General features: G+C 73.5%; 20 protein-coding genes. 5 read left to right on the plus strand and 15 right to left on the minus strand.

The genetic code is table 11. From position 1 onward, the window contains the following. Positions 1 to 20: 20 nt before the first annotated feature. From ACRWNP_RS05555 to ACRWNP_RS05595, 9 genes are all read right to left on the minus strand, one after another. Complete coding sequence (locus ACRWNP_RS05555) at positions 21 to 1,034, minus strand: glutamate ABC transporter substrate-binding protein (RefSeq protein WP_431959804.1); 1,014 nt, start codon at positions 1,032 to 1,034, stop codon at positions 21 to 23. A 17-nt stretch (positions 1,035 to 1,051) separates the two neighbouring features. Continuing rightward, positions 1,052 to 2,440, minus strand: a complete 1,389-nt coding sequence (locus tag ACRWNP_RS05560; protein WP_431959805.1) for a hypothetical protein — start codon at positions 2,438 to 2,440, stop codon at positions 1,052 to 1,054. Between the two features lie 228 nt (positions 2,441 to 2,668). Next, entirely contained in the window at positions 2,669 to 3,685 is a 1,017-nt protein-coding gene (locus ACRWNP_RS05565; protein WP_431959806.1) for an N-acetylglucosamine kinase, read from the minus strand. After that, a complete protein-coding gene (locus tag ACRWNP_RS05570) occupies positions 3,676 to 4,938 on the minus strand; it encodes a 6-phospho-beta-glucosidase (RefSeq protein WP_431959807.1) in 1,263 nt (420 codons plus the stop codon). Before ACRWNP_RS05570 ends, ACRWNP_RS05565 begins: the two co-directional genes overlap by 10 nt. Beyond that, entirely contained in the window at positions 4,935 to 5,840 is a 906-nt protein-coding gene (locus tag ACRWNP_RS05575; RefSeq protein WP_431959808.1) for a carbohydrate ABC transporter permease, read from the minus strand. The genes ACRWNP_RS05570 and ACRWNP_RS05575 overlap by 4 nt, the downstream gene beginning before the upstream one ends. Before the next feature lie 5 nt (positions 5,841 to 5,845). Continuing rightward, complete coding sequence (locus ACRWNP_RS05580) at positions 5,846 to 6,793, minus strand: carbohydrate ABC transporter permease (protein ID WP_431959809.1); 948 nt, start codon at positions 6,791 to 6,793, stop codon at positions 5,846 to 5,848. Next, positions 6,793 to 8,130, minus strand: coding sequence for an ABC transporter substrate-binding protein (locus tag ACRWNP_RS05585; protein ID WP_431959810.1), 1,338 nt, complete (start codon positions 8,128 to 8,130; stop codon positions 6,793 to 6,795). Before ACRWNP_RS05585 ends, ACRWNP_RS05580 begins: the two co-directional genes overlap by 1 nt. 109 nt (positions 8,131 to 8,239) lie before the next feature. Further along, entirely contained in the window at positions 8,240 to 9,406 is a 1,167-nt protein-coding gene (locus ACRWNP_RS05590; RefSeq protein WP_431959838.1) for an ROK family transcriptional regulator, read from the minus strand. A 313-nt stretch (positions 9,407 to 9,719) separates the two neighbouring features. Further along, positions 9,720 to 10,775 (minus strand): mechanosensitive ion channel family protein, encoded by a 1,056-nt coding sequence (locus tag ACRWNP_RS05595; RefSeq protein ID WP_431959811.1) that lies wholly within the window; start codon positions 10,773 to 10,775, stop codon positions 9,720 to 9,722. Positions 10,776 to 11,008: 233 nt separating this feature from the next. Here ACRWNP_RS05595 and ACRWNP_RS05600 point away from each other — a divergent pair, with 233 nt between their 5' ends. Further along, on the plus strand, positions 11,009 to 11,545 hold the full coding sequence (locus tag ACRWNP_RS05600) for an HNH endonuclease (protein WP_431959813.1): 537 nt from the start codon (positions 11,009 to 11,011) through the stop codon (positions 11,543 to 11,545). A gap of 102 nt (positions 11,546 to 11,647) precedes the next feature. Here the strand turns inward: ACRWNP_RS05600 and ACRWNP_RS05605 are convergent, their stop codons facing one another. Genes ACRWNP_RS05605 through ACRWNP_RS05615 form a run of 3 tightly spaced genes read right to left on the minus strand, consistent with a single transcriptional unit; the run spans position 11,648 to position 14,303 of the window. Continuing rightward, on the minus strand, positions 11,648 to 13,060 hold the full coding sequence (locus ACRWNP_RS05605) for an FtsX-like permease family protein (protein ID WP_431959814.1): 1,413 nt from the start codon (positions 13,058 to 13,060) through the stop codon (positions 11,648 to 11,650). Continuing rightward, the gene (locus ACRWNP_RS05610; RefSeq protein WP_431959815.1) at positions 13,057 to 13,767 is read right to left on the minus strand and encodes an ABC transporter ATP-binding protein; all 711 of its coding nucleotides are present in this window, start codon (positions 13,765 to 13,767) and stop codon (positions 13,057 to 13,059) included. The genes ACRWNP_RS05605 and ACRWNP_RS05610 overlap by 4 nt, the downstream gene beginning before the upstream one ends. Next, positions 13,764 to 14,303, minus strand: a complete 540-nt coding sequence (locus ACRWNP_RS05615; protein ID WP_431959816.1) for a PadR family transcriptional regulator — start codon at positions 14,301 to 14,303, stop codon at positions 13,764 to 13,766. The genes ACRWNP_RS05610 and ACRWNP_RS05615 overlap by 4 nt, the downstream gene beginning before the upstream one ends. A 908-nt stretch (positions 14,304 to 15,211) precedes the next feature. Between ACRWNP_RS05615 and pepN the strand changes: the two genes are divergently transcribed. Beyond that, complete coding sequence (pepN, locus tag ACRWNP_RS05620) at positions 15,212 to 17,782, plus strand: aminopeptidase N (RefSeq protein ID WP_431959817.1); 2,571 nt, start codon at positions 15,212 to 15,214, stop codon at positions 17,780 to 17,782. A 352-nt stretch (positions 17,783 to 18,134) separates the two neighbouring features. Here pepN and ACRWNP_RS05625 read toward each other — a convergent pair whose 3' ends face one another. The 3 genes from ACRWNP_RS05625 to ACRWNP_RS05635 form a co-directional block, all read right to left on the minus strand. Further along, entirely contained in the window at positions 18,135 to 18,371 is a 237-nt protein-coding gene (locus ACRWNP_RS05625; RefSeq protein WP_431959818.1) for a hypothetical protein, read from the minus strand. Positions 18,372 to 18,419: 48 nt separating this feature from the next. Further along, positions 18,420 to 20,504 (minus strand): 4-alpha-glucanotransferase, encoded by a 2,085-nt coding sequence (gene malQ, locus ACRWNP_RS05630; RefSeq protein ID WP_431959819.1) that lies wholly within the window; start codon positions 20,502 to 20,504, stop codon positions 18,420 to 18,422. A 531-nt stretch (positions 20,505 to 21,035) separates the two neighbouring features. Then, complete coding sequence (locus tag ACRWNP_RS05635; RefSeq protein ID WP_431959820.1) at positions 21,036 to 22,478, minus strand: amidase; 1,443 nt, start codon at positions 22,476 to 22,478, stop codon at positions 21,036 to 21,038. Between the two features lie 100 nt (positions 22,479 to 22,578). Here ACRWNP_RS05635 and ACRWNP_RS05640 point away from each other — a divergent pair, with 100 nt between their 5' ends. Genes ACRWNP_RS05640 through ACRWNP_RS05650 form a run of 3 tightly spaced genes read left to right on the plus strand, consistent with a single transcriptional unit; the run spans position 22,579 to position 24,274 of the window. Next, complete coding sequence (locus ACRWNP_RS05640; RefSeq protein ID WP_431959839.1) at positions 22,579 to 23,103, plus strand: sigma-70 family RNA polymerase sigma factor; 525 nt, start codon at positions 22,579 to 22,581, stop codon at positions 23,101 to 23,103. Between the two features lie 2 nt (positions 23,104 to 23,105). Continuing rightward, positions 23,106 to 23,783, plus strand: a complete 678-nt coding sequence (locus ACRWNP_RS05645; RefSeq protein ID WP_431959821.1) for a hypothetical protein — start codon at positions 23,106 to 23,108, stop codon at positions 23,781 to 23,783. A gap of 14 nt (positions 23,784 to 23,797) precedes the next feature. Further along, positions 23,798 to 24,274 (plus strand): hypothetical protein, encoded by a 477-nt coding sequence (locus tag ACRWNP_RS05650; RefSeq protein ID WP_431959822.1) that lies wholly within the window; start codon positions 23,798 to 23,800, stop codon positions 24,272 to 24,274. Positions 24,275 to 24,305: the final 31 nt, after the last annotated feature.

The following is a 24,305-nucleotide window of genomic DNA, read 5'->3' on the forward strand; positions in this document are numbered from 1 at the left end:
GCTGGTCCCCGTGCTTGCCGTCAGTCCTTGTAGAGCGGTGCCGGCGGCCCCTCGATGCCGGGAAGGTCCGCCTCCAGCCAGGTACGGTACGCCTGCATCCAATGGCTGTCCGGGCCACCGGCGCGGTAGTCCTCCAGCACCTTGTTGACCCGGCGCACCAGGTCGGTGTCCTGCTCGTTCATGGCCACGCCGTAGTACTCGGTGGTGACGGGGGTGCCCACCAGCCGCACCGCCGGGTCCTGGGCGGCCTGGCCGGCGGCGAGCGCGTTGTCGGTGAAGACCGCGTCGGCCTCCCCGAGTTGCAGCATCACCAGGCAGTCCAGCTGGTTGGCGACGAGCAGGACGCGGGGCCGCAGCCGCTCCTTCTCCTTCTCCAGCTCCGCCTGGCCGGTGCTCCCCTGCGCGACGCAGATCCGTTTCCCCTTCACGGAGGAGTCGAATCCCTTGACGGTGGAACCCTGACGGGGGACCAGCAGTTGCTGCCCCGCCTCGAAGTAGGCGGTGGAGAAGGCGATGTGCTTCTCCTTGATCCGTTCGCACGTGATGCTCACGGTGCGCACCAGCAGGTCCACGTCACGGTTGTTGACGGCGTCGAAGCGCTTGGCGGTCGGCACGGTCTTGTAGAGGATGTCGTCCTCGCTGCCGAGGATGTCCTTGGCGATGGCCTTGGCCAGGTCGATGTCGAAGCCGACGATCTTCCGGGAGACCGGGTCGCGATAGCTCCAGCGGTAGCCGTTCTGGTCGACCCCGATGACCAGCTTGCCGCGCTTCCTGATCCGTTCGATCGCCGGGCCGCTCGCGGAGGACGGCCGCAGGCTCGCCTCCGGGTGGCCGCCGCAGCCGTCGTCGGCCGCCGCCTTGCCCGGCGCGGCGGCGGGGGCCCCGGTAGCCGCCGCCCGGGCCTTCGGCTGCTCCCGGTCCTCGCCGTCCTGCAGCGGCAGTACGGCGCCGGCGGCCGCGGCCGCGACCAGCGCGGCCGCCGAGACCACGGCCGCCCAGCCCCGCACGCGCCACCCACGTCCCTCGCGTCCCATCTGCGGCCTCCCCCCGTTCACCGGTACTCCGACAGCCTGCGCCCGATGCCCAGCGCCGCGCCCGCGGCGCCGAGCACCGCCAGCAGCGCCGCGCCCGGCACCAGCCCGTTCAGCGCGCCGCGCCCGTCGGCCGCGGCCCGTTCGAACTCCTGCTGCTCGTGGTCGACGGACTGCTTGAGACTGTTGTCGACCTCGTCGAAGCAGAAGCCCGTGTACTGCTCGGCCTGCCGGCCGTTCTCGTACCTGCCGCCGATCGTCTGGGCCACGGCGTCCAGGTAGCTGCCCGCGTCGTCCTTCTCGCGGGCTTGGCCGTGCAGTCCCCACCAGGCCTTGGCCGCCTTCATCGCCGACGTGATGCTCCCGCGGCCCTCGGAGTCGTCGGCGAGCCCCAGCGCCTGCGCCAGCAGGCCCGTCCGCCCGTCCGCGTTCGTGCCTGCCAGGCCCTGCAGTTGCTTGTCGTACGCCGCGCTGTACGCGTCCCCGCCGCCGCGGGCGACAAGGGTCAGGTTCTCGTTGCCGCGGGCCTGCAGGGTCTGGATCCGGGCCTCGTTGAGGACCTGCAGCGACCGCGCACCGTGGGCGTAGGAGTCGTCGAGCCGGGCGCGGGCCACGCCGTGCCCGGCCACCAGCCACAGCAGCACCACGACGGTGGCAACCGTCCCGGCCAGCATGCCCGGGCTGAACACCCGGTGCGTGCGCCGGAACGAGCGGCGCTGTGCCCACAGCAGCCCGCCCAGTGCGAGGACGCCGAGCGCCCAGGCGGCCCAGGGCAGCGCCTTGGCGTCCGCGTAGTCCTCGCCCAGCCGCGCGGTCTCGATCGTCCACAGCTGCTTGGCGTCCGGGAGCAGCTGCTCGTTCATCATCTTGTTGGCGCGCCGCAGGTACGCCCCGCCGACCGGGAAGCCCTGGCGGTTGTTGGCCCGGGCGCGCTCGACCAGTCCGGTGTACTCCGACAGCCGCTGGCTGAGCCGTTCCAGCCGGGCGCGCGCATCGGCAGAGCCCTCGGAACTGGCCGCCGCGTCGGCGATGTTCCGCGCCGCGACCCGGATGTCCCGCGCGTACCGCTCGCGGTCCTGCTCGGGGTCGTCGCCGCCGGCGAGGAAGCCACCGGCGGCGGTGGCGTCCGCGTCGGCGAGCGAGCGGTAGATGTCCGCGGCGCGGGCGCTCAGCGGCTCGCTGTGGTGGATCACGTCGTCGGCCGCGGCCGAGCGCTCGGTGATCTGCCATGCCGTCACCGCGCCGAACGCGACGACCAGTACGACCAGCAGCGCTCCGATGATCCGCAGCCGGCCCGGTTCCGTCGTGGCCGCGCCGCGCCACGCGCGCAGTTGCTCCACCCATGCCCGCGGCCGCCTGCCGCCGGGCGCGGGCGTGTCCGCCCGCACGGTCGGCAACTCCGTTTCCATCGGCGTCCGTGTCACCTGCCGGCCCTCCCCCCGACCCGTTCGCCCGCGCGTACGCGCGACGAGCCCATGACCAGCAGTATGGCCGTCGTCACCGGCATCCACCCAGGGATTGCGTGGATCTTGCCGTCCGCACAGCCCGTCTGCCGCCCGTCGGGTCCCCCGCGCGCCGCCCCCCTCGCAGCTCACCACGCACCGGGGAGTGTGTTCGGTTCCCCCGGCGCGCGCCGGTCAGGACACGGAGCCCACCGCCTCGTAGTGCGCCCGCAGCCGCGCGTGCGCCTCGGCTGCCGCGCCGGTGCGGTCCAGGCCCAGCAGGGCGGCGCCCAGCACCGGCGGGGAGGTGACCACCTTCGGCACGGCCTTGGGCGCCGCGGCGGCCAGCAGGGCGGTCACGGAGTCCATCAGCAGGGGGTGGCGGGCGGCCAGGACACCGCCGCCGAGGACGACGTCGGTCTCCTCGCCGAGCAGGCCGAGGCGGCGCAGCGCCACCGTGGCCATGACCACGATCTCCTCGGCCTGCCGTTCGACGATGGCCCGGGCGACGGGATCGCCCGCTTCCGCGGTCTTGAAGAGCACAGGGGTCAATTCGTGCTTTCGGGAGAAATCAATGTGTCCCAGGTGCAGTGCTTCGATCAGCGCGTACATCGAGGTCAGTCCGAAGTGCGCGGGCAGCGCGGCGGCGAGCGCGGTGGGGCCGCCGCGCCCGTCCTCGGCGCGCGCGGCCCACCACAGCGCCTCGTCGGCCAGGCCCGCCCCGCCGCCCCAGTCGCCGGACAGCTGGCCGATGGCCGGGAAACGGGCCGTGCGGCCGTCCGGGAGCATGCCCGCGCAGTTGATGCCCGCGCCGCACACCACCGCGACCCCGCGCGGCCCGTCGACGCCCGCGCGCAGGAGGGCGAAGGTGTCGTTGGCGACACGGGTGGCCTCGCCCCAGCCCCGGGCGTGGACGGCGAGTTCGAGCTGCTGCTCCTCGACGGGCAGGTCGGCGTTGGCCAGGCACGCGGAGACGTGCCGCACGAGCGGTTCCCCGGGCCGCGGGGAGAGGCCGGCGGCGTCGGCGGCCCGCTCGACTATGCGGGCGATCACCTCGACCGCCGCCTCGGTGCCGGCGACCTGCGGCTGGAACCCGCCGCCGCGGGCGGTGCCGAGCACCGTCCCGTCGGCGGCGACGAGGGCCACGTCGGTCTTGCTGTTGCCCGCGTCGACGGCCAGCACGCCGTCGGCGACAAGAGGGTTCAGGCCCACGCGAGGTGCTCCCGGTCGTGCGCGATCAGACGGTCGGTCAGGGCCTCGGCGTACTCGTACTGGCCGACGAGGGGGTGCGACAGCAGGGCCTTGAAGACCCGGTCGCGGCCGCCGTGCACGGCGGCGGTCAGCGCCAGGTCCTCGTAGGCGGTGACGTTCGCGACCAGGCCGCCGAACAGCGGGTCCAGGGGCGGGACGGGCAGCGGGTGCGTCCCGTTCGCGTCCACGGTGGCCGGGACCTCGACGACGGCGTCGTCCGGGAGGAACGGGAGGGTGCCGTTGTTGAGGGTGTTGACGACCTGGACGTCGCCGGTGTCCCGCAGGAGGGAGGAGGCGAGCGCCACGGCGGCCTCGGAGTAGTAGGCCCCGCCGCGCCGGGCCAGCAGCTCCGGCTTCTCGTCGAGGGTCTCGTCCCCGTACATCTCCAGCAGTTCCGCCTCGATGGCGGCCACCTCGGCGGCCCGGGAGGACTTGGTGCGCATCTCCCGCACGACCTCGTCGTGGGCGTAGTAGTAGCGCAGGTAGTACGAGGGCACCACGCCCAGCCGGTCCAGCACCGCCCGGGGCAGGTGGAGGTCGCCGGCGACGGTGTCGCCGTGCTCGGCGAGCAGCTTCGGCAGGACGTCCTCGCCGTCGGGGCCGCCGATCCGTACGCCGCGTTCCCAGGTGAGGTGGTTGAGGCCCACGTGGTCCAGGTGGACCCGCTCGGGGGTCACGCCGAGCAGCCCGGCGAACTTCCGCTGGAAGCCGATGGCGACGTTGCACAGCCCGACGGCCTTGTGGCCGGCCTGCAGCAGGGCCCGGGTGACGATGCCGACCGGGTTGGTGAAGTCGATGATCCAGGCATCGGGGGCGGCCCGGCGGACCCTCTCGGCGATGTCGAGCACCACCGGCACCGTGCGCAGCGCCTTGGCCAGCCCGCCCGCGCCGGTGGTCTCCTGGCCGACGCAGCCGCACTCCAGCGGCCAGGCCTCGTCCCGCGCCCGGGCGGCCTGGCCGCCGACACGCAGCTGCAGCAGGATCGCGTCGGCCCCGGCCACGCCCGCGTCCAGGTCCGAGGTGGTGGTCACGGTGCCGGGGTGGCCCTGCCGGGCGAAGATCCGCCGGGCGAGCCCGCCGACCAGCCGCAGCCGGTCCTCGGCCGGGTCCACCAGGACCAGCTCCTCGACCGGCAGGGTCTCCCGCAGCCGGGCGAAACCGTCGATGAGTTCCGGGGTGTACGTGGACCCGCCGCCCACGACCGCCAGCTTCATCCTTTGACTCCCGTCAACGTCACGCCTTCGATGAAGGCCTTTTGCGCGAAGAAGAAGACGACGATCACGGGTGTCATGACCAGCACCGTGGCGGCCATCGTCAGGTTCCAGTTGGTGTGGTGGGCGCCCTTGAAGGACTCCAGGCCGTAGCTCAGGGTCCAGGCCGCCGGGTTCTCGCTCGCGTAGATCTGCGGGCCGAAGTAGTCGTTCCAGCAGTAGAAGAACTGGAACAGCGCCACGGCGGCGATGGCCGGTTTCGCCATCGGCAGCACCACGTTCAGCATCGTGCGCAGTTCGCCGCAGCCGTCGACCCTGGCCGCGTCCGTGTACTCCTTGGGGATGGTCAGCAGGAACTGCCGGAGCAGGAAGATGCTGAACGCGTCACCGAAGGCCATCGGGATGATCAGCGGCCACAGCGTGCCCGACAGGTGCAGCTGCTTCGCCCAGAACAGGTACATGGGCACGATGACGACCTGCGGGGGCAGCATCATCGTCGAGACCACGAGCATCATCGACAGGTTGCGGCCGCGGAAGCGGAACTTGGCCAGCGCGTAGGCGACCGGCGTGCTGGAGACGACGGTCAGCACGGTGCCGAGGCCCGCGTACAGCAGGGTGTTGCGCCACCAGGTGAGGAACCCGGGGGTGTCCCAGACGGTGCCGAAGTTGCCCCACTCCCAGGTCCTCGGCCACAGGTCGCGGGTGAGGGCCTGGGTGTCGCTCATCACCGCGGTGAGGAGGACGAAGACGAACGGCAGGACGAAGAAGAGCGCGGCGGCGATGCCGAGGGCGTGCACCGCGATCCAGTTGAGCGCCGCCTTGCGGGACGCTGTGCGCCGCGCACCGGACGGGGTTCCGGTGGCGGGCGCCGTGGCGGATGGGGTGAGGGTGGCGTGGGTGGTCATGGGCGTCAGTCCTCCGCCGTCAGGAAGCCGCTGCGGCGGCGCATGAGGAGCGCGGTGAAGGCCATGGCGAGCGCGAAGAGCACGAGCGCGATCACACAGGCCGAGCCGGTGTCGAAGCGCTGGAAGCCGAGGTTGTAGACCAGTTGCGGCAGGGTCAGGGTGGACTTCTCCGGGTAGCCGGGCTCGAACTGCTGGCCCGAGCCGCCGATGATGCCGCTGGCGACCTTCCCGGCGACCAGGGGCTGTGTGTAGTACTGCATCGTCTGGATGACCCCGGTCACGACGGCGAACATCACGACGGGTGAGATGTTCGGCAGCGTGACGTAGCGGAACCTCGCCCAGGGCCCCGCGCCGTCCAGCTCGGCGGCCTCGTACTGCTCCTTGGGCACGTCGAGCAGCGCGGCCATGAAGATGACCATGAGGTCGCCGATGCCCCACAGCGCGAGCAGCGTGAGGGCGGGCTTGGACCACGCCGGGTCGTTGAACCAGCCGGGCGTCGGCAGGCCGGCCTTGCCCAGCAGGTGGTTGACCGGTCCCGTGCCGGGGTTGAGCAGGAAGGCGAAGGCCATCGTCGCGGCCACCGGCGGGGCCAGATAGGGGAGGTAGAAGGCGGTGCGGAACAGCCCGGCACCCGACTTGATCCTCGTGATCAGCAGTCCGATCCCCAGGCCGAACACGACCCGCAGGCTGACCATGACCACGACCAGCCACAGCGTGTTGCGCAGCGCCGGCCAGAAGAACGGGTAGTCGTCGAAGACGTACGACCAGTTCCTGAGGCCGTTCCACGTCGGGGCGGTGAAGCCGTCGTACTTCATGAACGAGAAGTAGACGGTCGAGACCAGCGGGTAGGCGAAGAAGACGCTGAAGCCGACCAGCCAGGGCGACATGAAGGCGAGGGTGCGAAGCGCCTCACGACGGCGCTTCGCCCTCAGCATCGGGTGGACGGCGCTCATCAACGGGCCTGCGCGATGTCCTTGTCGACCTGCTCGTCGACGCCCTTGAGGCCCGCGGCCAGGTCGCTCTGCTTGCCGGCCTCGTAGGCGTAGCCGAAGTCCTGCAGGGTCAGCTGGTAGGTGCCGCCGTTGACGCTGGCGGGGGTGGTGGTGCTGTCCGGGTTCTGCGCGATCTCCACGAAGGTGCGGAAGAGCGGATCGGCGTCCAGCTTCGGGGACCCCAGCGCGGCGAGCGTGGAGGGCACGTTGTGGATGGCGTTGGAGAAGCTCACCACCGCGTCGGTGTCGGTGGCCATGTACTTCACCAGCTCCCAGGCCGCGTTCTTCTTGGCGCTGGTGTTGGCGACGCCGATGATCGTGCCCGACAGGTAGCCCTTGCCATAGGTGTCGGCCTGGTCGTCCGGCACGGGGAAGGGGGCGACGCCGATCTCGAACTTCGTGCCGGCCTCCTCGGCCATTCCGGCCCGCCACTCGCCGTCGATGGCCATGGCGACCTGGCCGGTGTGGAAGGGGTTCTTGGCGCCCCACTCGTCACCGAAGGACGACCGGTACTTCTCCAGCTTCTTGAAGCCGCCGAGCGCCTTCACCATGTCCTGCTGCCAGGTGAACATGGCGGCGACCCCGGGGTCCTTGGCGATGTTCGACCTGCCGTCGGCGTCGAAGTACTTCGCGCCCCACTGCGCGGCCAGGTGCGTGGTGGTGGACTCGTAGCCGTGGAAGTTCGGCATGAAGCCGAGCTGGGAGTAGGAGTCGCCCTGGGCCTTGGTGAGCTTGACCGCGTCGGCCTTGAACTCCGAGAGCGTCTTCGGCGGAGCGGCGATCCCGGCGGCCTTGAAGGCGTCCTTGTTGTAGTAGAGGCCGTAGGCGTCGCCGAGCAGCGGCAGCGTGCAGCGCTTCCCCTCGAACTGGGTGTACTCCAGCATCGGCTTGGGGAAGGTGGCGGCCGGGTCGATGCCTGCCTTCTTCAGAAACGGGTCCAGGTCGGCGAAGGCGCCCGACGAGCAGAACTTGCCGACGTTGTCGGTGGTGAAGGAGGAGACGACGTCCGGGGCATTGGGGCCGCCGGCCCGCAGCGCCTGGTTGATCTTGTCGTCGGTGATGTTGCCCTGCACCTTGACGTGGATGTTGGGGTGGGCCTTCTCGAACGCCTTGACGTTGGCGTCGATCGCCTTCACCTCGCTGGGCGCGGACCAGCCGTGCCAGAAGGTGATGGTCACGTCCTTGGTGGGGTCGTCGCCTGCGGTGTTGTTGCCGGAGCCCGTGCACGCGCTCGTCAGCAGGGTTATCGCGGCGGCGGCTGCGACGGCGGCCGCGGCCGTCTTGGTGGAACCGGACACTTCGCTTCCTCCAGGGGACTTCGGGCGGTTCGAGGGTGTGCGAGACCGGCGGAGGGACCCGCGGGGGGCCGTCCACTGCGTGTGCGGGTGGGTGGATGGGCTGTCGCGGTCAGCGTGAGGTGTCGAACACCTCGTCGCGGGTGGTGGCGAGGGCGCTCTGCAGCGCCCCGGACAGGACGGGGTCGTTCGGTACGCCGCCGAGCACCAGCCGGGGCCGGGGGACGGCGAGTTCGGCCAGTTCGGACTGGACCAGGGAGCGCAGCGGCTCACCGCCCGCGGCGATCACCCCGCCGGACAGGACGATCAGCCCGGGGTCGAGGACGGTCACCAGCGAGGCCAGCCCGATGGCGAGCCCGGTGGCGAAGCGCCGAAGCAGCTCCGCGTGCGCGTCCTCACCGGTACCCGCCGCCGCGGCGAGCAGCGCCGAGGCGCTATCGGCCTGCGTGCCCCGCGGTACGGAGAGTCCCAGTTCCCGCGCGGTGCGCAGTACCGCGTTGCAGCCGGCCAGTTCCTGGAAGCCGCCGGCGTTGGCCTTGGCGACGTGCCGGACCAGGGGGGTCCCCGGCACCGGCATGAAGCCGACCTCGCCGGCGCCCCCGGTCCAGCCGCGGTGCAGCCGGCCGCCGATCACGATGGCCGCGCCGATGCCCTCCTCGTTCCACAGCAGGACGAAGTCGTCGTGGTCCCGGGCCGCGCCGAGCCGCTGCTCGGCCACGGCGGCGAGATTTACGTCGTTGTCGTACTCCAGGGGGACGGGCAGGGCGGCGGCCAGCTCGTCCAGGAGAGCGGGGGAGTGCCAGCCGGGGAGGTGGCTGGCGTAGCGCAGCCGGCCGGTGCTGGGGTCGAAGGCGCCGGGAGTGCCGACGACGATCCTGTGCAGGTCGGTGCGGTGCAGCCCGGCCGCCTTGATCGCGCCGTCGACGGCCTGGACGACCTGTTCGACGGCGCCGCCCTGGCCGCGCCGGGCGCGGCCGGGGGTGGCGAGCTCGAACACGCCGGCCACCCGGCCGGTGATGTCGGCGACGGCGGCGCGTATGCGCTCGGTCGTCACATCGAGGCCGGCGACGTGCGCGGCCGCGGGGTTGACCGCGTACAGCTGTGCGTTGGGCCCCGGGCGCCCGGCGGTCGTCCCGGTGGCGAGGACCAGCCCGGCCGCTTCGAGACGGGCGAGCAGCTGGGAGGCGGTGGGCTTCGACAGGCCGGTGAGCTTGCCGATCCGGGTGCGGGAGAGCGGGCCGTGCTCGATGAGCAGGTCGAGCGCGGCGCGGTCGTTCATCGCCCGTAGTACGCGCGGTGTGCCGGGGGTGCCCGGGCTTCCGGTGGTACCGGCCACGGTCTCGTCCTCCCTCGTCGTGACGGACACGCGCCGCAGGCTACGGCACGAGGCTGGTGGGCTGGGCGGGGTCAGGGAGGCGGCTGTGCCCTGGCGGTAGTTAGGAAACTTTCCTGTTGGTGAAAGGCAAGGTAGGCGCCCGCAGCCGGAGCGTCAAGGGCGGTTCGCGAGGTCGACTCCAAAGCGTTACCGGCCGTGTCGTGGCACGGAAAAGGGGCGCCGGGCGGTGCCCGGCGCCCCTGTTGGGCGGCTGTCGCTACTTGACCGCGCCCGGCTGGGACGACGCCGGCGCGGGGGCCGGCGGCTGCGCGGCCAGCGCCTGCGGGGAGGCGGGGTCGGCGAGCGCGGACGGCGGGGCGACGGCGGCCGAGGGGTCGGCCGGCCCCTCCTCCACCGCCTGCGGGGTGCCGCCGACGATCGCGATCCCGGACGCGTCGAAGGCCCGCTTGATCCGCCAGCGCAGTTCCCGCGCGACCGCCGCCGCCTTGCCCGGCATGGTCTTGGCCTGCGTCTGGATCAGCACCGAGTCCGAGGTCACCGACTCCAGGCCCAGCACCTCGACCGGCTCCCAGAGCACCTCGTCCCACGGCTGGTCCTTGGCCATCGCGGCGGCGGTCTCCTCGATCACCGTGCGGGCCCGGTCCAGGTCCTCCCCGTAGCCGACCTGGACGTCCACCACGGCCGTCGCCCAGCCCTGGCTGAGGTTGCCGATCCGCTTGACCTCGCCGTTGCGGATGTACCAGATCTCGCCGTTGTCGCCGCGCAGCTTGGTCACCCGCAGCCCGACCTCGACCACGGTGCCGCTGGCGACGCCCGCGTCGATGACGTCCCCGACGCCGTACTGGTCCTCCAGGATCATGAAGACGCCGGAAAGGAAGTCGGTCACCAGGTTCCGCGCGCCGAAGCCGATCGCGACACCGGCCACCCCCGCGCTGGCCAGCAGCGGAGCCAGGTTGATCTGCAACACGGACAGCACGGTGAGCGCCGCCGTCCCCATGATCACGAACGAGGCCACGCTGCGCAGCACCGAGCCGATCGCCTCGCTGCGCTGCCGCCGCCGCTCGGCGTTGACCAGCAGCCCGCCCAGCGCGCTCGTCGCGGCGACCTCGGCGCCGCGGTTCATGCGCTCGATGAACTTGGTGATCATGCGGCGGACCACCGACCGCAGCACCAGCGCGATCACCAGGATCAGCAGGATGCGCAGCCCTGCGGAGAGCCAGTCCGCCCAGTTCCGGCTGATGTAGTCGGCGGCGTCGGTCGCGCTCTTCTGGGCGTCGTCGATCGTCGCGACGGTGGACGGCGATGGGGACACGGGCGGAAACCTCCGGGTTGGGCAGGCTTCCCACACTAACGGGGGAGGCGATGTGTCCCGTTGTGCTGTTCGAGCGCGAGGTGCGGTGATTCAGGGCATGTAGAAGGGGTGTGGTTGAAAACACCCTCGCTCCGTTACCCGGTCATGGTGGCGCCGCGACCGGGCTTCCGGAGAGACTGTGGGCAGATCGTCCCGGCGCGAGCCACGCGCCGCCGGCGTAAAAGGAGGCACCCGTGCCGCATGTCCTGGTCCTCAACGCGTCGTACGAGCCGCTCGGCGTCGTACCGCTCCGCCGCGCGCTCATCCTCGTGCTGAACAAGAAGGCCGTGTGCCTCGAGGAATCCGGCGCCTATATGCACAGCGCGACCTGTACTGTCCCCGCTCCGAGTGTCGTGAAGCTCACCAAATTCGTCCGAGTCCCCTTTCGCGGCCCCGTGCCTCTGACCCGGCGGGCCCTGTTCGCCCGGGACGGCGGCCGGTGCGCGTACTGCGGAGGCGTCGCAACCAGCGTCGACCACGTGATCCCGCGCAGCCGCGGAGGCCAGCACACGTGGGACAACGTGGTCGCTGCCTGCCGCCGGTGCAACCATCTCAAGGCCGACCGCCATGTCGCCGAACTCGGCTGGCGGATGCGCCACCAGCCCGCCCCGCCGTCGGGCCTCGCCTGGCGGATCATCGGGACCGGGCATAGGGACCCGCGCTGGCTGCCATACCTGCAGGCATTCGGCGCGGAGGACGCCATGGCCCGGATCGACGGCATATCCGCCTGAGACCGGGCCTTCGTGTTGTCCTGAACCGTCCCCTACCGGGCTCAGGGCCCCGGACCGCACCCCCGTGCCGGTCCGGGGCCCCTCCGCGCACCCTCCGCGCCGCTACTCGTGGCGCAACTGCGCCGGGTGCACGGTGCGGCGCAGCAGCGGCAGGCCGGCTGCGGTCGCCAGCAGGGATGCGGCCAGCAGGCCGCCCGTGAGCAGCGCCGGCTCCAGCAGCGGCAGGGGGCGGCCCTGACCGTGGAGCACGACGGGCGCGACGAGCGCCAGGCCGCAGCCGGCGCCCAGGAGCAGGGCCGGGACGAGGGGCAGCGCGGTCTCCAGCAAGGTGGCGCGCCACAGCACCTTCCGGGGCGTGCCCGCCGCGGCCAGGGCGGCCAGGGCCCGGCGGCGGGTCATGAGTGACTCCACGACGCCCACGGCCAGCCCGCTGACGGTGACCGAGACGCCGATCAGCAGCGCGAGCCCGGCCAGGTCGTAGCCGCCGACGTAGAAGGAGACGTCACCGCCGGCATAGTCCGGGCCGTTCCGGAACATCTCGACCGTCACCCGTCGCATGACCACCCAGCCGACGCCCACCAGTGAGGCGAGCATCACCACCGTGTGGGCGCGGGCCGACGCCCACGGGTCGGCCCGCAGCCGCTCCCCCGCGATCAGCAGGGCCGGGCGGCCGGAGCGGGCGGCCAGCCGTCCGGTGAACAGCGCCAGCCCGGCGCTGGTGTACACCAGTCCGACGGCGCACAGGGCGAGGATCGCCACCACGATCGGCACGATCGGCACGTGCCTCAGGCGCACGGTCAGCCCCAGCAGCACGAGCCCGATGCCCGCGATCAGCGCCACGGGGCCCAGCAGCCACATGCCCGGGCCGGTGCGGGTCCGTCGTGGCCGGCGTGCGGCCGGGCCCAGCGGATCGACGGCCGCCCGTCGCAGCGTGAACCACGCCTCCGCGGTGGCCAGCAGCGGCAGGCCCGGCACCACGAGGATCGCCGCAGGCCACGGAACGGGTACGTCGGTCGGCCAGGTCAGGAGCCGGAACGCCCCGCCGTCCGCGGCCATGGCCGGTGCGCCGGCGTCAAGGACCGCGCGCAGCGTCAGGAAACCGGCCAGTCCGGCCAGGGAGCCGAGCCCGCACGCGGCGCCCGTCTCCAGCGCGGAGATCCGCCGCACCTGGCTCGGGGTCGCCCCGGCCAGGCGGAGCGCGGCGAGCCGCCGCTCGCGCCGAAGCGCGCCGATCCGCGTGCACTGCCCCACGAAAGCCAGTACCGGCACGAGGAGCAGCAGGAGTGCGGCGACCACGCCCGGTCGCAGGCCGGCCTCGTTCAGCAGGTCGTTGGTGTACCGGTGCTCCCCGCCCCCGAACCGGGTGTTGATCACAGCGACGACGACGGCCGCCAGCGCGAAGCCCGTGCCGAGGGCCGCGCCGAGCGCGGTGAGCGCCAGACGCCACCACTGGCTGCGCGGGGAGCCCCGCAGCAGTGCCCACGCCAGCAGGGCATCCCCCCGCAGCCCCCTCACCGGGTCACCTCGGCGACGGGCTCGTCCTCTCCCTCGACGACACCGTCCCGCACCGTCGCCTCGCGGTCCGCGTACGCCGCGACCTGGGCGTCGTGCGTGATCAGGAGCACCGCGGTACCGGACTCGCGGGCCGCGTGGACCAGGGCGGTCATGACCTGCTCGCCGGCGAGGGAGTCCAGCGCCCCGGTGGGCTCGTCGGCGAAGACCGCCTTCGGGCCGGTGACCAGCGCGCGGGCCAGGGCGACGCGCTGCGCCTGCCCGCCCGACATCTCACCCGGGCGCAGGGCGGCCTGACCGCGCACCCCGAAACGCTCCAGCCAGGTGCCCGCGCTCTCGTGGGCGGCGGCGCGGGAGTTCCCGGCCAGCAGCAGTGGCAGGGCCACGTTGTCCAGGGCCGTCAGTTCGCCGACCAACTGGCCGAACTGGAAGACCACGCCGAAGTCGGTGCGCCGCAGCATGGACCGGCGTGCCTCCCCGGCCTGGTCGAGCCGCTCCCCGCCGGCGTCGCCGCCCATGTAGCGGACTTCGCCCTCGTCCGGCCGGACGATGCCCGACATGCAGTGCAGCAGCGTGGACTTGCCGCTGCCGCTCGGCCCGGTGACGGCCAGGATCTCCCCGGGCAGCAGGCGCAGCGAGGCGCCGCGCAGGGCGTTGGTGGTGCCGTACCGCTTGACGAGGCCGCGGGCCTCGATCAGGGGTGTGGTCATGCTGAGGTGACCTCCTCGGCCAGGGCGCCGAGGCGCTGCGCGGCGTTGTCCATCCAGCGCAGGTCGGCGTCGAGATGGGTGAGGGCGTAGTCGGCGGAGAGCACGGCCGACAGCGGGGCGCCGGACGCGGCCTTCGCGGCGGTGAGTTCGCGCATCCGGGCGAGGTGAGCGGCGCGCTGGAGGCGCAGGAAGGCCGCCGGGTCGCCGAAGCCGGAGGCGATGAGCGCCGTGACCTTGGCGAAGATCTCGTTGGCCGCGCTGACCGGGGCGGGCGGTACGGGCTCGCCGAGCCAGGTCCGCAGTGCCAGCCGGCCCTGTTCGGTGAGCCGGTAGGTCGTGCGCTCCGGGCCGCCGTCGCTCTCGGTGGCGTCGACCTCGGCGAGGCCGTCGCGCACCAGGCGCTGCAGGCTCGTGTAGACCTGCCCGTACGCGAGGGGGCGTGCCTGGGGGAAGCGCTCGTCGTGCCGCCGCTTGAGGTCGTAGCCGTGGCCGGGCCCGGCGGCGAGCAGGCCCAGCAGGACGTTGCCGGTACTCATGCGACGCCCTCCTTCTATTCACTCGATACATGTACTGAGTGAATAGTGGCAGACGCGCGCTCACTCGGCAACGGTCACCGGAGAACGGCCGGTTGAGGAGGGTGATGGACGGTGCTGAGGTGACGGCGTAGGCCCGCATCGAGTACAGCGGGCAGCCGTACGTCGTGCCGCGTTCCAGTCCCTGCACACGGATGCGGCGCGTGTCCGACGGGGCGTCCAGCCGGACGGACTCCGTGCCGCGGCGGCCGCCGGAGACCACCGCAGCGCGGTGTGCAGGCTCTGGCCGTCCGCCGAGGTCAGGACCGTGTAGCGGGAGGCGTACGCGTCCTGCCGGCGCAGCACCACCCGGCCGACCCCGGCGGCCCGTGGCAGCTCGGCCTGCACCCAGGCGTTGTCCCGGACGGGGGAGGACCAGCGGATATCCCGGGGTCGCCGTCGGTCAGCGCCGAGGCCGGGAAGTCCGCCGTCTCGTCACCGGAGGAAGTGGCCCGGGCGCCCGCGGCGAGGCCGGGGCCGCCGGTGCGCGGACAGGCGTGCACGGTGACGGTCTGCCGCACGGCGCGGCCCTCGGCGCGGAACGCCGGCGGCACCTCGTACAAGCCGGGCACGCCGTCCGCGGGCAGGGACAGCCGCACCGGGACCCACCCCGCCGTCGACGGCGGCGACGAGCGCTGCCGTGTGCGTCGCGGCGACTCCCCCCTGCCCGGAGTCATGGCCCGACGGACCGTCACCCGCACGGAGGGCGTGTCAACGTGTGGATGCGCTCCTTCCGCCCCGTGCCCGCGGCCTGTACCGCCGGTAGCCGGCGGCGCCCGGGGACACGACCGGCCGGTCGAGGGAAAACCCCCGGCCGTCCCGCCCCTCCCGCGTGCGAGGATGGCCGAAAACCCGACGAAGGAGACGGACACGTGCCCGGCACGAACCTCACACGCGAGGAGGCGCGGCAGCGAGCCCGCCTGCTCACCGTGGACGCGTACGACATCGAGCTCGACCTGAGCGGGGCCCAGGAGGGCGGCACCTTCCGGTCGGTGACCACGGTGCGCTTCGGCTCCGCCGAGGCGGGTGCCTCGACCTTCATCGACCTGGTCGCCCCCACGGTCCACGAGGTGGTGCTCAACGGCACCGCGCTGGACCCGGCCGAGGTCTTCGCCGACAGCCGCATCGCCCTGCCGTCGCTGCGGGCCGGCGCCAACGAGCTGCGGGTCGTCGCGGACGCGGCGTACACCAACACCGGCGAGGGCCTGCACCGCTTCGTCGACCCGGTCGACAAGCAGGCGTACCTCTACACCCAGTTCGAGGTCCCGGACGCCCGCCGGGTCTTCACCTGCTTCGAGCAGCCCGACCTCAAGGCGACCTTCACCTTCACCGTGAAGGCCCCGGCCGGGTGGACGGTCGTCTCCAACTCCCCGACCCCGGAGCCGGCCGGCAATGTGTGGAGCTTCGCGCCCACCCCGCGCATCTCCACGTACATCACCGCGCTGATCGCCGGCCCGTACCACGCCGTGCACAGCACCTGGGAGGGCGAGGGCGGCCGCAGTGTGCCGCTGGGCCTGTACTGCCGTCCGTCGCTGACGGAGTTCCTCGACGCCGACGCGATCTTCGAGGTCACCCGGCAGGGCTTCGACTGGTTCGAGGAGAAGTTCGACTTCCCGTACCCCTTTGCGAAGTACGACCAGCTCTTCGTGCCGGAGTTCAACGCCGGCGCCATGGAGAACGCGGGCGCGGTCACCATCCGCGACCAGTACGTCTTCCGCTCCAAGGTGACCGACGCCGCCTACGAGGTGCGCGCCGAGACGATCCTCCACGAGCTGGCCCACATGTGGTTCGGCGACCTGGTCACCATGGAGTGGTGGAACGACCTCTGGCTGAACGAGTCGTTCGCCACCTACACCTCCATCGCCTGTCAGGCGTACGCGCCCGGCAGCCGGTGGCCGCACTCCTGGACGACCTTCGCCAACTCCATGAAGACCTGGGCGTACCGGCAGGACCAGCTGCCGTCCACCCACCCGATCATGGCGGAGATCAACGACCTCCAGGACGTCCAGGTCAACTTCGACGGCATCACCTATGCCAAGGGCGCCTCGGTGCTCAAGCAGCTGGTGGCCTACGTCGGCATGGACGAGTTCTTCACCGGCGTGCAGGCGTACTTCAAGCGCCACGCCTGGAAGAACACCCGCCTGACGGACCTGCTGTCCGCGCTGGAGGAGACCTCCGGCCGCGACCTGAAGACCTGGTCGAGGAAGTGGCTGGAGACCGCCGGCATCAACATCCTCCGCCCGGAGATCGAGACCGCCGCCGACGGCACCATCACCTCCTTCGCCGTGCGCCAGGAGGCCCCGGCGCTGCCGCCCGGCGCCAAGGGCGAGTCGATCCTGCGGCCGCACCGCATCGCGGTCGGCGCGTACGAGCTCCAGGACGGCAAGCTGGTGCGCGTCCAGCGCGTCGAGCTGGACGTCGACGGCGAGCTGACGCCGGTGCCCGAGCTCACCGGCGTCAAGCGCCCGGCGGTCGTGCTGCTCAACGACGACGACCTGTCGTACGCCAAGGTGCGGCTCGACGAGGCCTCGCTGGCCACCGTCCGCGAGCACCTCGGCGACTTCACCGAGTCGCTGCCGCGCGCCCTGGTGTGGGCGGCGGCGTGGGACATGACCCGCGACGGCGAACTCGCCACCCGCGACTACCTGGAGCTGGTGCTCTCCGGCATCGGCAAGGAGTCCGACATCGGCGTCGTGCAGTCCCTGCACCGCCAGGTGAAGACGGCGCTGGAGCTCTACGCCGCGGAGGACTGGCGCGAGACCGGTCTCGCCCGGTGGACCGAGGCGGCACTGGAGCACCTGCGCGCGGCCGCCCCCGGCAGCGACCACCAGCTCGCCTGGGCACGGGCGTTCGCCGCCACGGCCCGCACCAAGGAGCAGCTCGACCTGCTCGCCGGGCTGCTCGGCGGCACGGAGACGATCGAGGGTCTGGCCGTCGACACCGAGTTGCGCTGGGCCTTCCTGCAGCGGCTGGCCGCGACCGGCCGCGCCGACGAGGAAGCCATCGCGGCGGAGCTCGGCCGGGACGCCACGGCGGCCGGTGAGCGGCACGCGGCCACCGCGCGCGCCGCCCGTCCGACGGCCGAGGCGAAGGCCGAGGCGTGGGCCTCGGTCGTCGAGGCGGAGAAGCTCACCAACGCCGTCCAGGAGGCGGTCATCGCGGGCTTCTCCGAGCCCGACCAGCGCGAGCTGCTGGCGCCCTACACGCAGCGGTACTTCGCGGCGGTCTCGGACGTTTTCGCCTCCCGCAGCCACGAGATGGCCCAGCAGATCATCGTCGGCCTCTACCCGGCGCTCCAGGTCTCCCAGGAGACCCTGGACGCCACCGACGCCTGGCTGGCGGCGGCCGATCCGGCACCCGCGCTGCGGCGCATGGTGACGGAGTGCCGTGCCGGGGTCGACCGCGCCCTGAAGGCCCGGGCCGCGGACGCGGCGGCCGGCTGACCCACCCGGAGCGCGAGGCCCCCCGCGGCACACCGCCGCGGGGGGCCTCGCGTCTTCCGCGCTTTCCGCAGCGGCCGGTGCGCTGCCGCGCGATGCCGCTCGTTCCCCACGCCGTCTTCACCTCGGTTCACGCCGTTGGGGGAAGGCCCGCGCGCCCTCGCGGACACCGGCCGGCGACGGCGCGGATGCCTGACGGCGGGGTGCGGCGGAACGGCCCGGGCCGCCGGAACGCTCTCGCGGCCGCCACCCCCGGCACAAGGGGTCGGCCGCCGTTCCCCGGCACATGGTGCCGGGGAACGCCTGAGGCCGGGCCGCGGTGCTCCGCGGCCCGGTCAGCGACGTGGGAAAGGGATCAGCCCTGGGTCTTGCGGGACTTGTCGGTCACGATGACCAGGCCCGCGATGACCAGGAACAGGACGATCGGGAGGGCGAGGTACAGGCCCAGCGTCTGGAGCACGCTCAGGCCGGGACCCGGGTCCGCACCGTCGTCCTGGGCGTTCGCGAACGCGGGGGACGACATCAGCAGCATCAGCGCCGTACCAGCCGTCACGGCACCGGCGCGCAGGGCGTTCTTGTTGAGCTTGTCCACGGTCTCAAAGTAGCGAACGCTTCCGCGGCCCGCGCGTCCGGGGTGGTGTTACGGCCCGCCGGGTGCCGCCATCGCGGTCCGCACCTCGTGCGCCAGCGCGTGCAGCCGCGGTGAGGCCGTCAGCTGCTCCAGGGTGAGCGGCCGTCCTTCCGCGTCCGCGACCGGCAGCCGCCAGTTGGGGTACTGGTCCCAGGTGCCCGGCAGGTTCTGCGGGCGGCGGTCGCCGACCCCGTCCGGCAGCCACACCCCGACCATCCGGGCCGGCGTGCGCGCCAGGAAGCGGTGGACAGCCTTGACGACCGCCTCCTCGTCCCGGGCGCCCTCCGGCAGCAGCCCCAGTCGGCCGAGCAGCGCCAGCCACTCCGCGACCTCCCGCGCGTCCTCGGCCTGCTCCGCCTCCAGCGGCCGGGTCAGCAGCCCCAGCCGGTGCCGCAGCCCGACGTGCTCCCCGGTCAGCCGGGCCGCCGTCGTCGGCAGGTCGTGGGTGGTCACCGTCGCCAGCGCGTCCGCCCGCCAGGCCGCGGGCGGCAGCGGCCGGGCGTGCGCGGATCCGTGCGCCGCCTCCCAGTCCCGCTCGAACCAGAGCACCGACGTGCCGAGGATGCCTCGGTCGGCCAGCTCCTCGCGGACGCCCGGCTCGACCGTGCCGAGGTCCTCCCCTATGACCACGGCACCGGCGCGCTGCGCCTCCAGGGCGAGCACGCCGAGTATCGCCACGGCGTCGTAACGGACGTACGCGCCCCGCGTCGGCGGCTCGCCCTCGGGCACCCACCACAGGCGGAACAGCCCCATCACGTGGTCGATGCGCAGGCCCCCCGCGTGCCGCAGCACGTTGCGCAGCAGGTCGCGGTAGGGCGCGTACCCCGTGGCGGCCAGGGCGTCCGGGCGCCACGGCGGCAGGCCCCAGTCCTGGCCGTGGGCGTTGAAGGCGTCCGGCGGCGCCCCGACCGACATCCCGTGGGCGAGCGCGTCCTGCAGCGCCCAGGCGTCGGAACCGGAGGGGTGCACCCCGACCGCGAGGTCGTGGACGATGCCGACCGCCATCCCCGCGTCCCGCGCCGAACGCTGCGCCGCGGCCAGCTGGGCGTCCGTCAGCCAGGCCAGCCAGCAGTGGAAGTCGACCTGGTCCAGGCGTTCGCCGCGGAGCCGCGCGACCTGCCCCGAGCGCGGGTCGCGCAGTCCCGCCGGCCAGCCGCGCCAGTCCGGGCCGTGCAGCTCGGCCAGCATCGACCAGGTGGCGTGGTCGTCCAGCGCCTGCCCCTGGTCCGCGAGGAAGTCGCAGTACGCGGCCCGCCGTCCCGGCGACAGCGGCACCTTGCGGACCAGCGCGAGCGCCTCGCGCTTCAGCTCCCACACCGCGTCACGGTCGATCAGGGCGTCCTTGAGCAGCACCGAGTCGCGCAGCACGGCCGCCTTGCGCAGCAGGTCCACCGCCCGCTCGCGGTCGTCGGTGCCGAGGTAGGCGTACTCCGGGATCTCCTCCACCCGCAGGTACACCGGGTCGGGGAAGCGCCGTGAGGACGGACGGTACGGCGACGGGTCGGTGGGACGCCCGGGCACGGCCACATGCAGCGGGTTGACCTGAAGGAAGCCCGCGTGCAGCGCCCGGCCCGACCACGCCGCGAGGTCCGCGAGGTCGCCGAGGTCGCCCATGCCCCAGGACCGCGAGGACAGCACGGAGTACAGCTGCGCCATGAAGCCGAGGACCCGCTCCGGGGGGCCGGGCAGCCGTTCCGGCGCCACGGTGAGCTGCGCCTGCGCGGTGCGCCCGTCGGGGGCCTGCGCGCGCAGCACGTGCCGCCCCACGGGCAGCGGCACCTCGCCGTCCCAGGTGGCCTCGGTGCCGTCCTCCGTGGTCAGCCGCAGCACGGTGCCCTCGGGCAGCCGGTGCCCGAGCGGACGCCCGGCCCGCGTCACCACGCTGCGGGGGAGCAGCCGGCGCCCGGCACGGTGGTCGTGCTCCGCCAGCGCGCCGCGCACTGCCGCCGGGGTCGAGGCGTCGACGCCCAGCGCGGCCAGCACCGCCACGACCGTCCCGTCGGGCACGCGCACCTCGCGGTCCGGCGACGGGCGGTAGGTGACGTCCACGCCGTGCAGCGCGGCAAGTCTGTCCCGGTCGGCGCCTTCGGTCATGGGATGCCCTCCTGGTGCCGTCATCGCGGGTGCGCGTTCTCCGGACAGCCTCAGCCATACCCACTGCGTGGCGACGCAGTCGCATTCCGTGCACCCGCTCCCACCCACGAGTGGCGGCACCCGGCGGCCGCCTCCCACGGGGTCGCGTCGCGAGGCCGGCCTCCGGGGCGGTGTGGTGACAGGCCGCCCTTCAGCCGGTGATCAGACGCTGTGTCCGCCGGCTACGAAGCCACTCCTCAGGCAGCTCCGCCTCGTAAGCCGCCTTCTGTGCGGGACGGCAGGAGGGCTGGCTCACAGCTCCCGGTCCGAGGCGCAGAGCGGCCACGGACTCGGTGAGCCCTGATCTCTCCAGCTGGCCCAGCACGTCCTCGAAGGTCTGCGGCGGACGGCGCCGAGAGGTAGCAATCTCCTGGACGCAGGCGTGAACAACGCGATCACCCAGTCCTATGAGATCCATTACGAAACCGTCGGCACTCACTTCGCCCACCGGGGCGCTGCGGCACCCGGCGGCCACCGGGTGCGGCAGCCACCTCAGGCGGGGGGTCCGTCCGCGGACCCCGGTGGGTCGAACGCGCGGGCCGTGCGGGGCTGCCAGGGGGACGCGGCCTCCAGTTGGGCGGCGAGCGCGAGCAGGGGGCCCTCCTCGCCGTGCCGGGCGCCCAGCATCATGCCGACGGGGAGCCCCGCCGGAGACCACTCCAGGGGCAGCGACACCGCGGGCAGCCCGGCGATGTTCCACGGCGCGGTGAACGGCGTGAACGCCAGTTGCGCCGCGAAGTCGGCCGCCGGGTCGGCGTCGTCGCGCAGGGCGCCCACCGGGGCGGGGAGCTGTGCCAGCGTCGGGGTGAGCACCGCGTCGTACGGCTCGGCGGCCTCGGCCAGTTTGCGGCCCACGCCCTGCATCACCCCCAGCGTGCGGGCGTAGTCGAGGCCGCCCACGTCCCGCCCCTGGTCGCGCAGCCAGCGGGTGAGCGGCAGCAGCTCCCGCTCCCGCTCCGGTGCCACGGGAGTCAGCGCGGCCAGCACGGCCCACACCGGGGTGAACGCGTCGCGGTCGCCCGGGGCGAGCGGCTGCGGCACGTCCACGACCTCGTGCCCCAGCCCGGCCAGCAGCGCCGAGGTGCGCTCGTAGGCCGCCAGGACCTGCGGGTCGACCTCCACCCCCGCGACGTCCGGCACCGCCCAGCGGGCGATCCGCAGCCGGCGCGGTTCGTGCTCGCACCACCGCAGGAACGACCGCTCCGGGGGCGGCAGCCGGAAGGGGTCGCCGGGCGCGGGCACCGCCAGCACGTCGAGCAGCGCCGCGGTGTCCCGGACCGTGCGCGCGATGGGCCCGCCCACGGCCAGTCCGCTCGCGTCGCCCCACGGCGCGGGGCTGACCCGGCCCCGGCTCGGCTTCAGCCCGACGACCCCGCAGCAGGCGGCCGGGATGCGGATCGAGCCGCCCCCGTCGCTGCCGTGCGCCGCCGCCGCCAGCCCGGCCGCCACGGCCGCGGCCGCGCCGCCGCTGCTGCCGCCGGCGCCACGCGCGAGGTCGTACGGGCTGCGGGCCGGCGGCCCCACGGCGCCCTCGGTGTAGGCGGGCAGCCCGAACTCCGGGGTGCTGGTCTTCCCGGTCAGGACGGTCCCCGCGTCCCGCAGCAGCCGGACGAGGTACGCGTCCCGGTCGGCGACCCGGTCGGCGAAGACCGCCGACCCGGAGGTGAAACGCACCCCGGCCACCGGCGTCAGGTCCTTCACCGGCACCGGCACGCCGAGCAGCGGCGGGAGCCGCCCGCCCTCCGTGAGCACGCGTTCGGCGTGCCGCGCGTCCTCCAGGGCGCGTTCGGGCGTGACGGTCAGATAGGCCCCGAGGGCCGGGTCGAGCCGCTCGATCCGGTCGAGGTAGTGGGCCGTCAGCTCCACGGGCGACAGTTCGCCCGTCCGGACGGCCGCGGCCTGTTCCAGCATCGTCAGTTCATGAGGGGCGGACACCCCGCCAGGTTAGGGCCAGGGGCGGGACCGGAGGAGGGGTGAACGTTTTCCGCCGCTGCCGCGTCATAGGAGAAATCGCGGAAGGGGGAGGGGCGTGGCGCTGCTGAGACGGAGGTCCCGGCCGGGGGACGGGGACGACCCCCTCGCGCCGGAGCACCTCGATCGCGTAAGGGCCGTCCTGGCGCTCGGCGGGGTGCCGGCGGGGGATCTGCAGGACGGGGTGCAGCAGGTGCGGCTGAAGCTGCTGGAGCGCCGGGCGGGCGGCCGCGAGCCGCTGCGGGACCCGGGCGCGTGGGCGGCCGTCGCCGCCTCCAACGTGGCGATGGACTGGCACCGCTCGCGACGCCGTCAGGAGCGGCTCGGCGAGCGCCTCGCGGCCCTGACGCCCCGGGACGGGGCCCGGCACGGCGGGGGAGAGGCGCATGTGCTGGCCCTGGCGATCGCCGACGGGCTGCAGGAACTGCCGCCGCGGCAACGCCAGGTGCTGACGTTGCGCTTCTACGCCGACCTGCCCGTGGCGGAGATCGCCTCGGCGCTCGGCGTCCCGGAGGGCACGGTGAAGAGCCGGCTGCACGCAGCCGTGCGCGCGCTGCGCGGCCGGCTGCACACCAGGGAGGTGGTGTGACGATGAGCGGGAACGAGTACGAGGCCCACGGGGCGGACGAGGCGCTGTCGGCCGCCCTCGCGGACGTGCCGCCGGACGGCGCCGCGGACACCGGGGAGGAATACGCCGCCGCGTGCGCCGACGTGGCCCTGCTACGCACCCAGGTGCGGCTGATCGGCGACGCCCTCGCCGCACAGCCCGCCCCGCCCGTGGAGGGCCGCCCCCGCGGACGCAGGGCGCTGGCGCTGTGCCTGGCCGCCGTCGTGGCGGGCGTGGCGGCGGTCGCCGGGGTCGTCCTGGCCCGGAACGCCGCCCTGGGCGACGGTTCGGCGGCGAGCGAGGCGAAGCTCTCGCGGGAGGGCATCGTCGCCTGCGCGAGCGACATCGCCGAGGGCACCGTGCGAGAGGTGACGCCCACCGGCGAGCCGGGGGACCTGCGGGTGGTGATGGACGTCGACCGCCGCATCAAGCCGGCCGGCGGCGCCCCCCGGCTGACGTTCACGATCCACGTCGACGACGACCACGACGATGTTGCCCCGCCCCCGGAACCCGGGTCGCGCGTCCTGGTGATGGTCTCCGCCCTCCCCGGCGAGCGGGTGGACCTGTACGAGGGCGCCGCGGACATCGCCCCCGCCCGCGCCTGGATGGAGAAGGCACTCACGGCCTCCCGGGGCCTGCCGTGCGAGAGCGACACCTCATGAGGGGAGCGAAGGACGTGGGACGAAGGGTGGGAGACCGGACGGGACCGGCCCTCGCCGTGGCGGCGCTGCTCGTGCTCTCCGCGCTCGCCGGCTGCGGGGCCGGCACCGGCGAGGCCGACGTCGAATCGGTCCGCATGACCGACGCGGAGGTGCTGGCCTGCACCGAACTCGTCGCCGAGGGAACGGTGCTGCGGGTGACGCCCGGGGCGGAGCCGGACCGGGTGTCGGTGCGGATGGCGGTGGACCGCTACCTCAAGGGCGAGCGAGGGGACCGCCTGCTGACCTTCCCCGTCGACCGGGACGAGGCCGGGGAGCCCGAGGTGGCCGTGGGGAGCCGCCTGCTCGTCAGCGTCATGCTGCGGCCCCGGGGCTACACCTTCGTCCACCAGGGCGAGGACATCGCCCGTACGCGGCAGTGGGTGGACCGGGCGCTGCCTCGTTCGCGCACACTGCGCTGCGGGGAGCAGGAGTACGAGTGGCGGCAGAGCTGAGGGGGGGGGGGGGGGGAGGGGGGGGGGCCAC

Origin of the sequence: Actinacidiphila sp. bgisy160 (genome assembly GCF_965342435.1) — a bacterium.
GTDB lineage: Bacteria > Actinomycetota > Actinomycetes > Streptomycetales > Streptomycetaceae > Actinacidiphila.

What these genes read in the sequence shown, in the direction of transcription:
- ACRWNP_RS05555 (WP_431959804.1), bottom strand. Translation starts at nt 1,034, where the DNA reads ATGGGACGCGAGGGACGTGGGTGGCGCGTGCGGGGCTGGGCGGCCGTG.
- ACRWNP_RS05560 (WP_431959805.1), bottom strand. Translation starts at nt 2,440, where the DNA reads ATGGAAACGGAGTTGCCGACCGTGCGGGCGGACACGCCCGCGCCCGGC.
- ACRWNP_RS05570 (WP_431959807.1), bottom strand. Translation starts at nt 4,938, where the DNA reads ATGAAGCTGGCGGTCGTGGGCGGCGGGTCCACGTACACCCCGGAACTC.
- ACRWNP_RS05575 (WP_431959808.1), bottom strand. Translation starts at nt 5,840, where the DNA reads ATGACCACCCACGCCACCCTCACCCCATCCGCCACGGCGCCCGCCACC.
- ACRWNP_RS05580 (WP_431959809.1), bottom strand. Translation starts at nt 6,793, where the DNA reads ATGAGCGCCGTCCACCCGATGCTGAGGGCGAAGCGCCGTCGTGAGGCG.
- ACRWNP_RS05590 (WP_431959838.1), bottom strand. Translation starts at nt 9,406, where the DNA reads ATGAACGACCGCGCCGCGCTCGACCTGCTCATCGAGCACGGCCCGCTC.
- ACRWNP_RS05610 (WP_431959815.1), bottom strand. Translation starts at nt 13,767, where the DNA reads ATGACCACACCCCTGATCGAGGCCCGCGGCCTCGTCAAGCGGTACGGC.
- ACRWNP_RS05615 (WP_431959816.1), bottom strand. Translation starts at nt 14,303, where the DNA reads ATGAGTACCGGCAACGTCCTGCTGGGCCTGCTCGCCGCCGGGCCCGGC.
- malQ (WP_431959819.1), bottom strand. Translation starts at nt 20,504, where the DNA reads ATGACCGAAGGCGCCGACCGGGACAGACTTGCCGCGCTGCACGGCGTG.
- ACRWNP_RS05645 (WP_431959821.1), top strand. Translation starts at nt 23,106, where the DNA reads ATGAGCGGGAACGAGTACGAGGCCCACGGGGCGGACGAGGCGCTGTCG.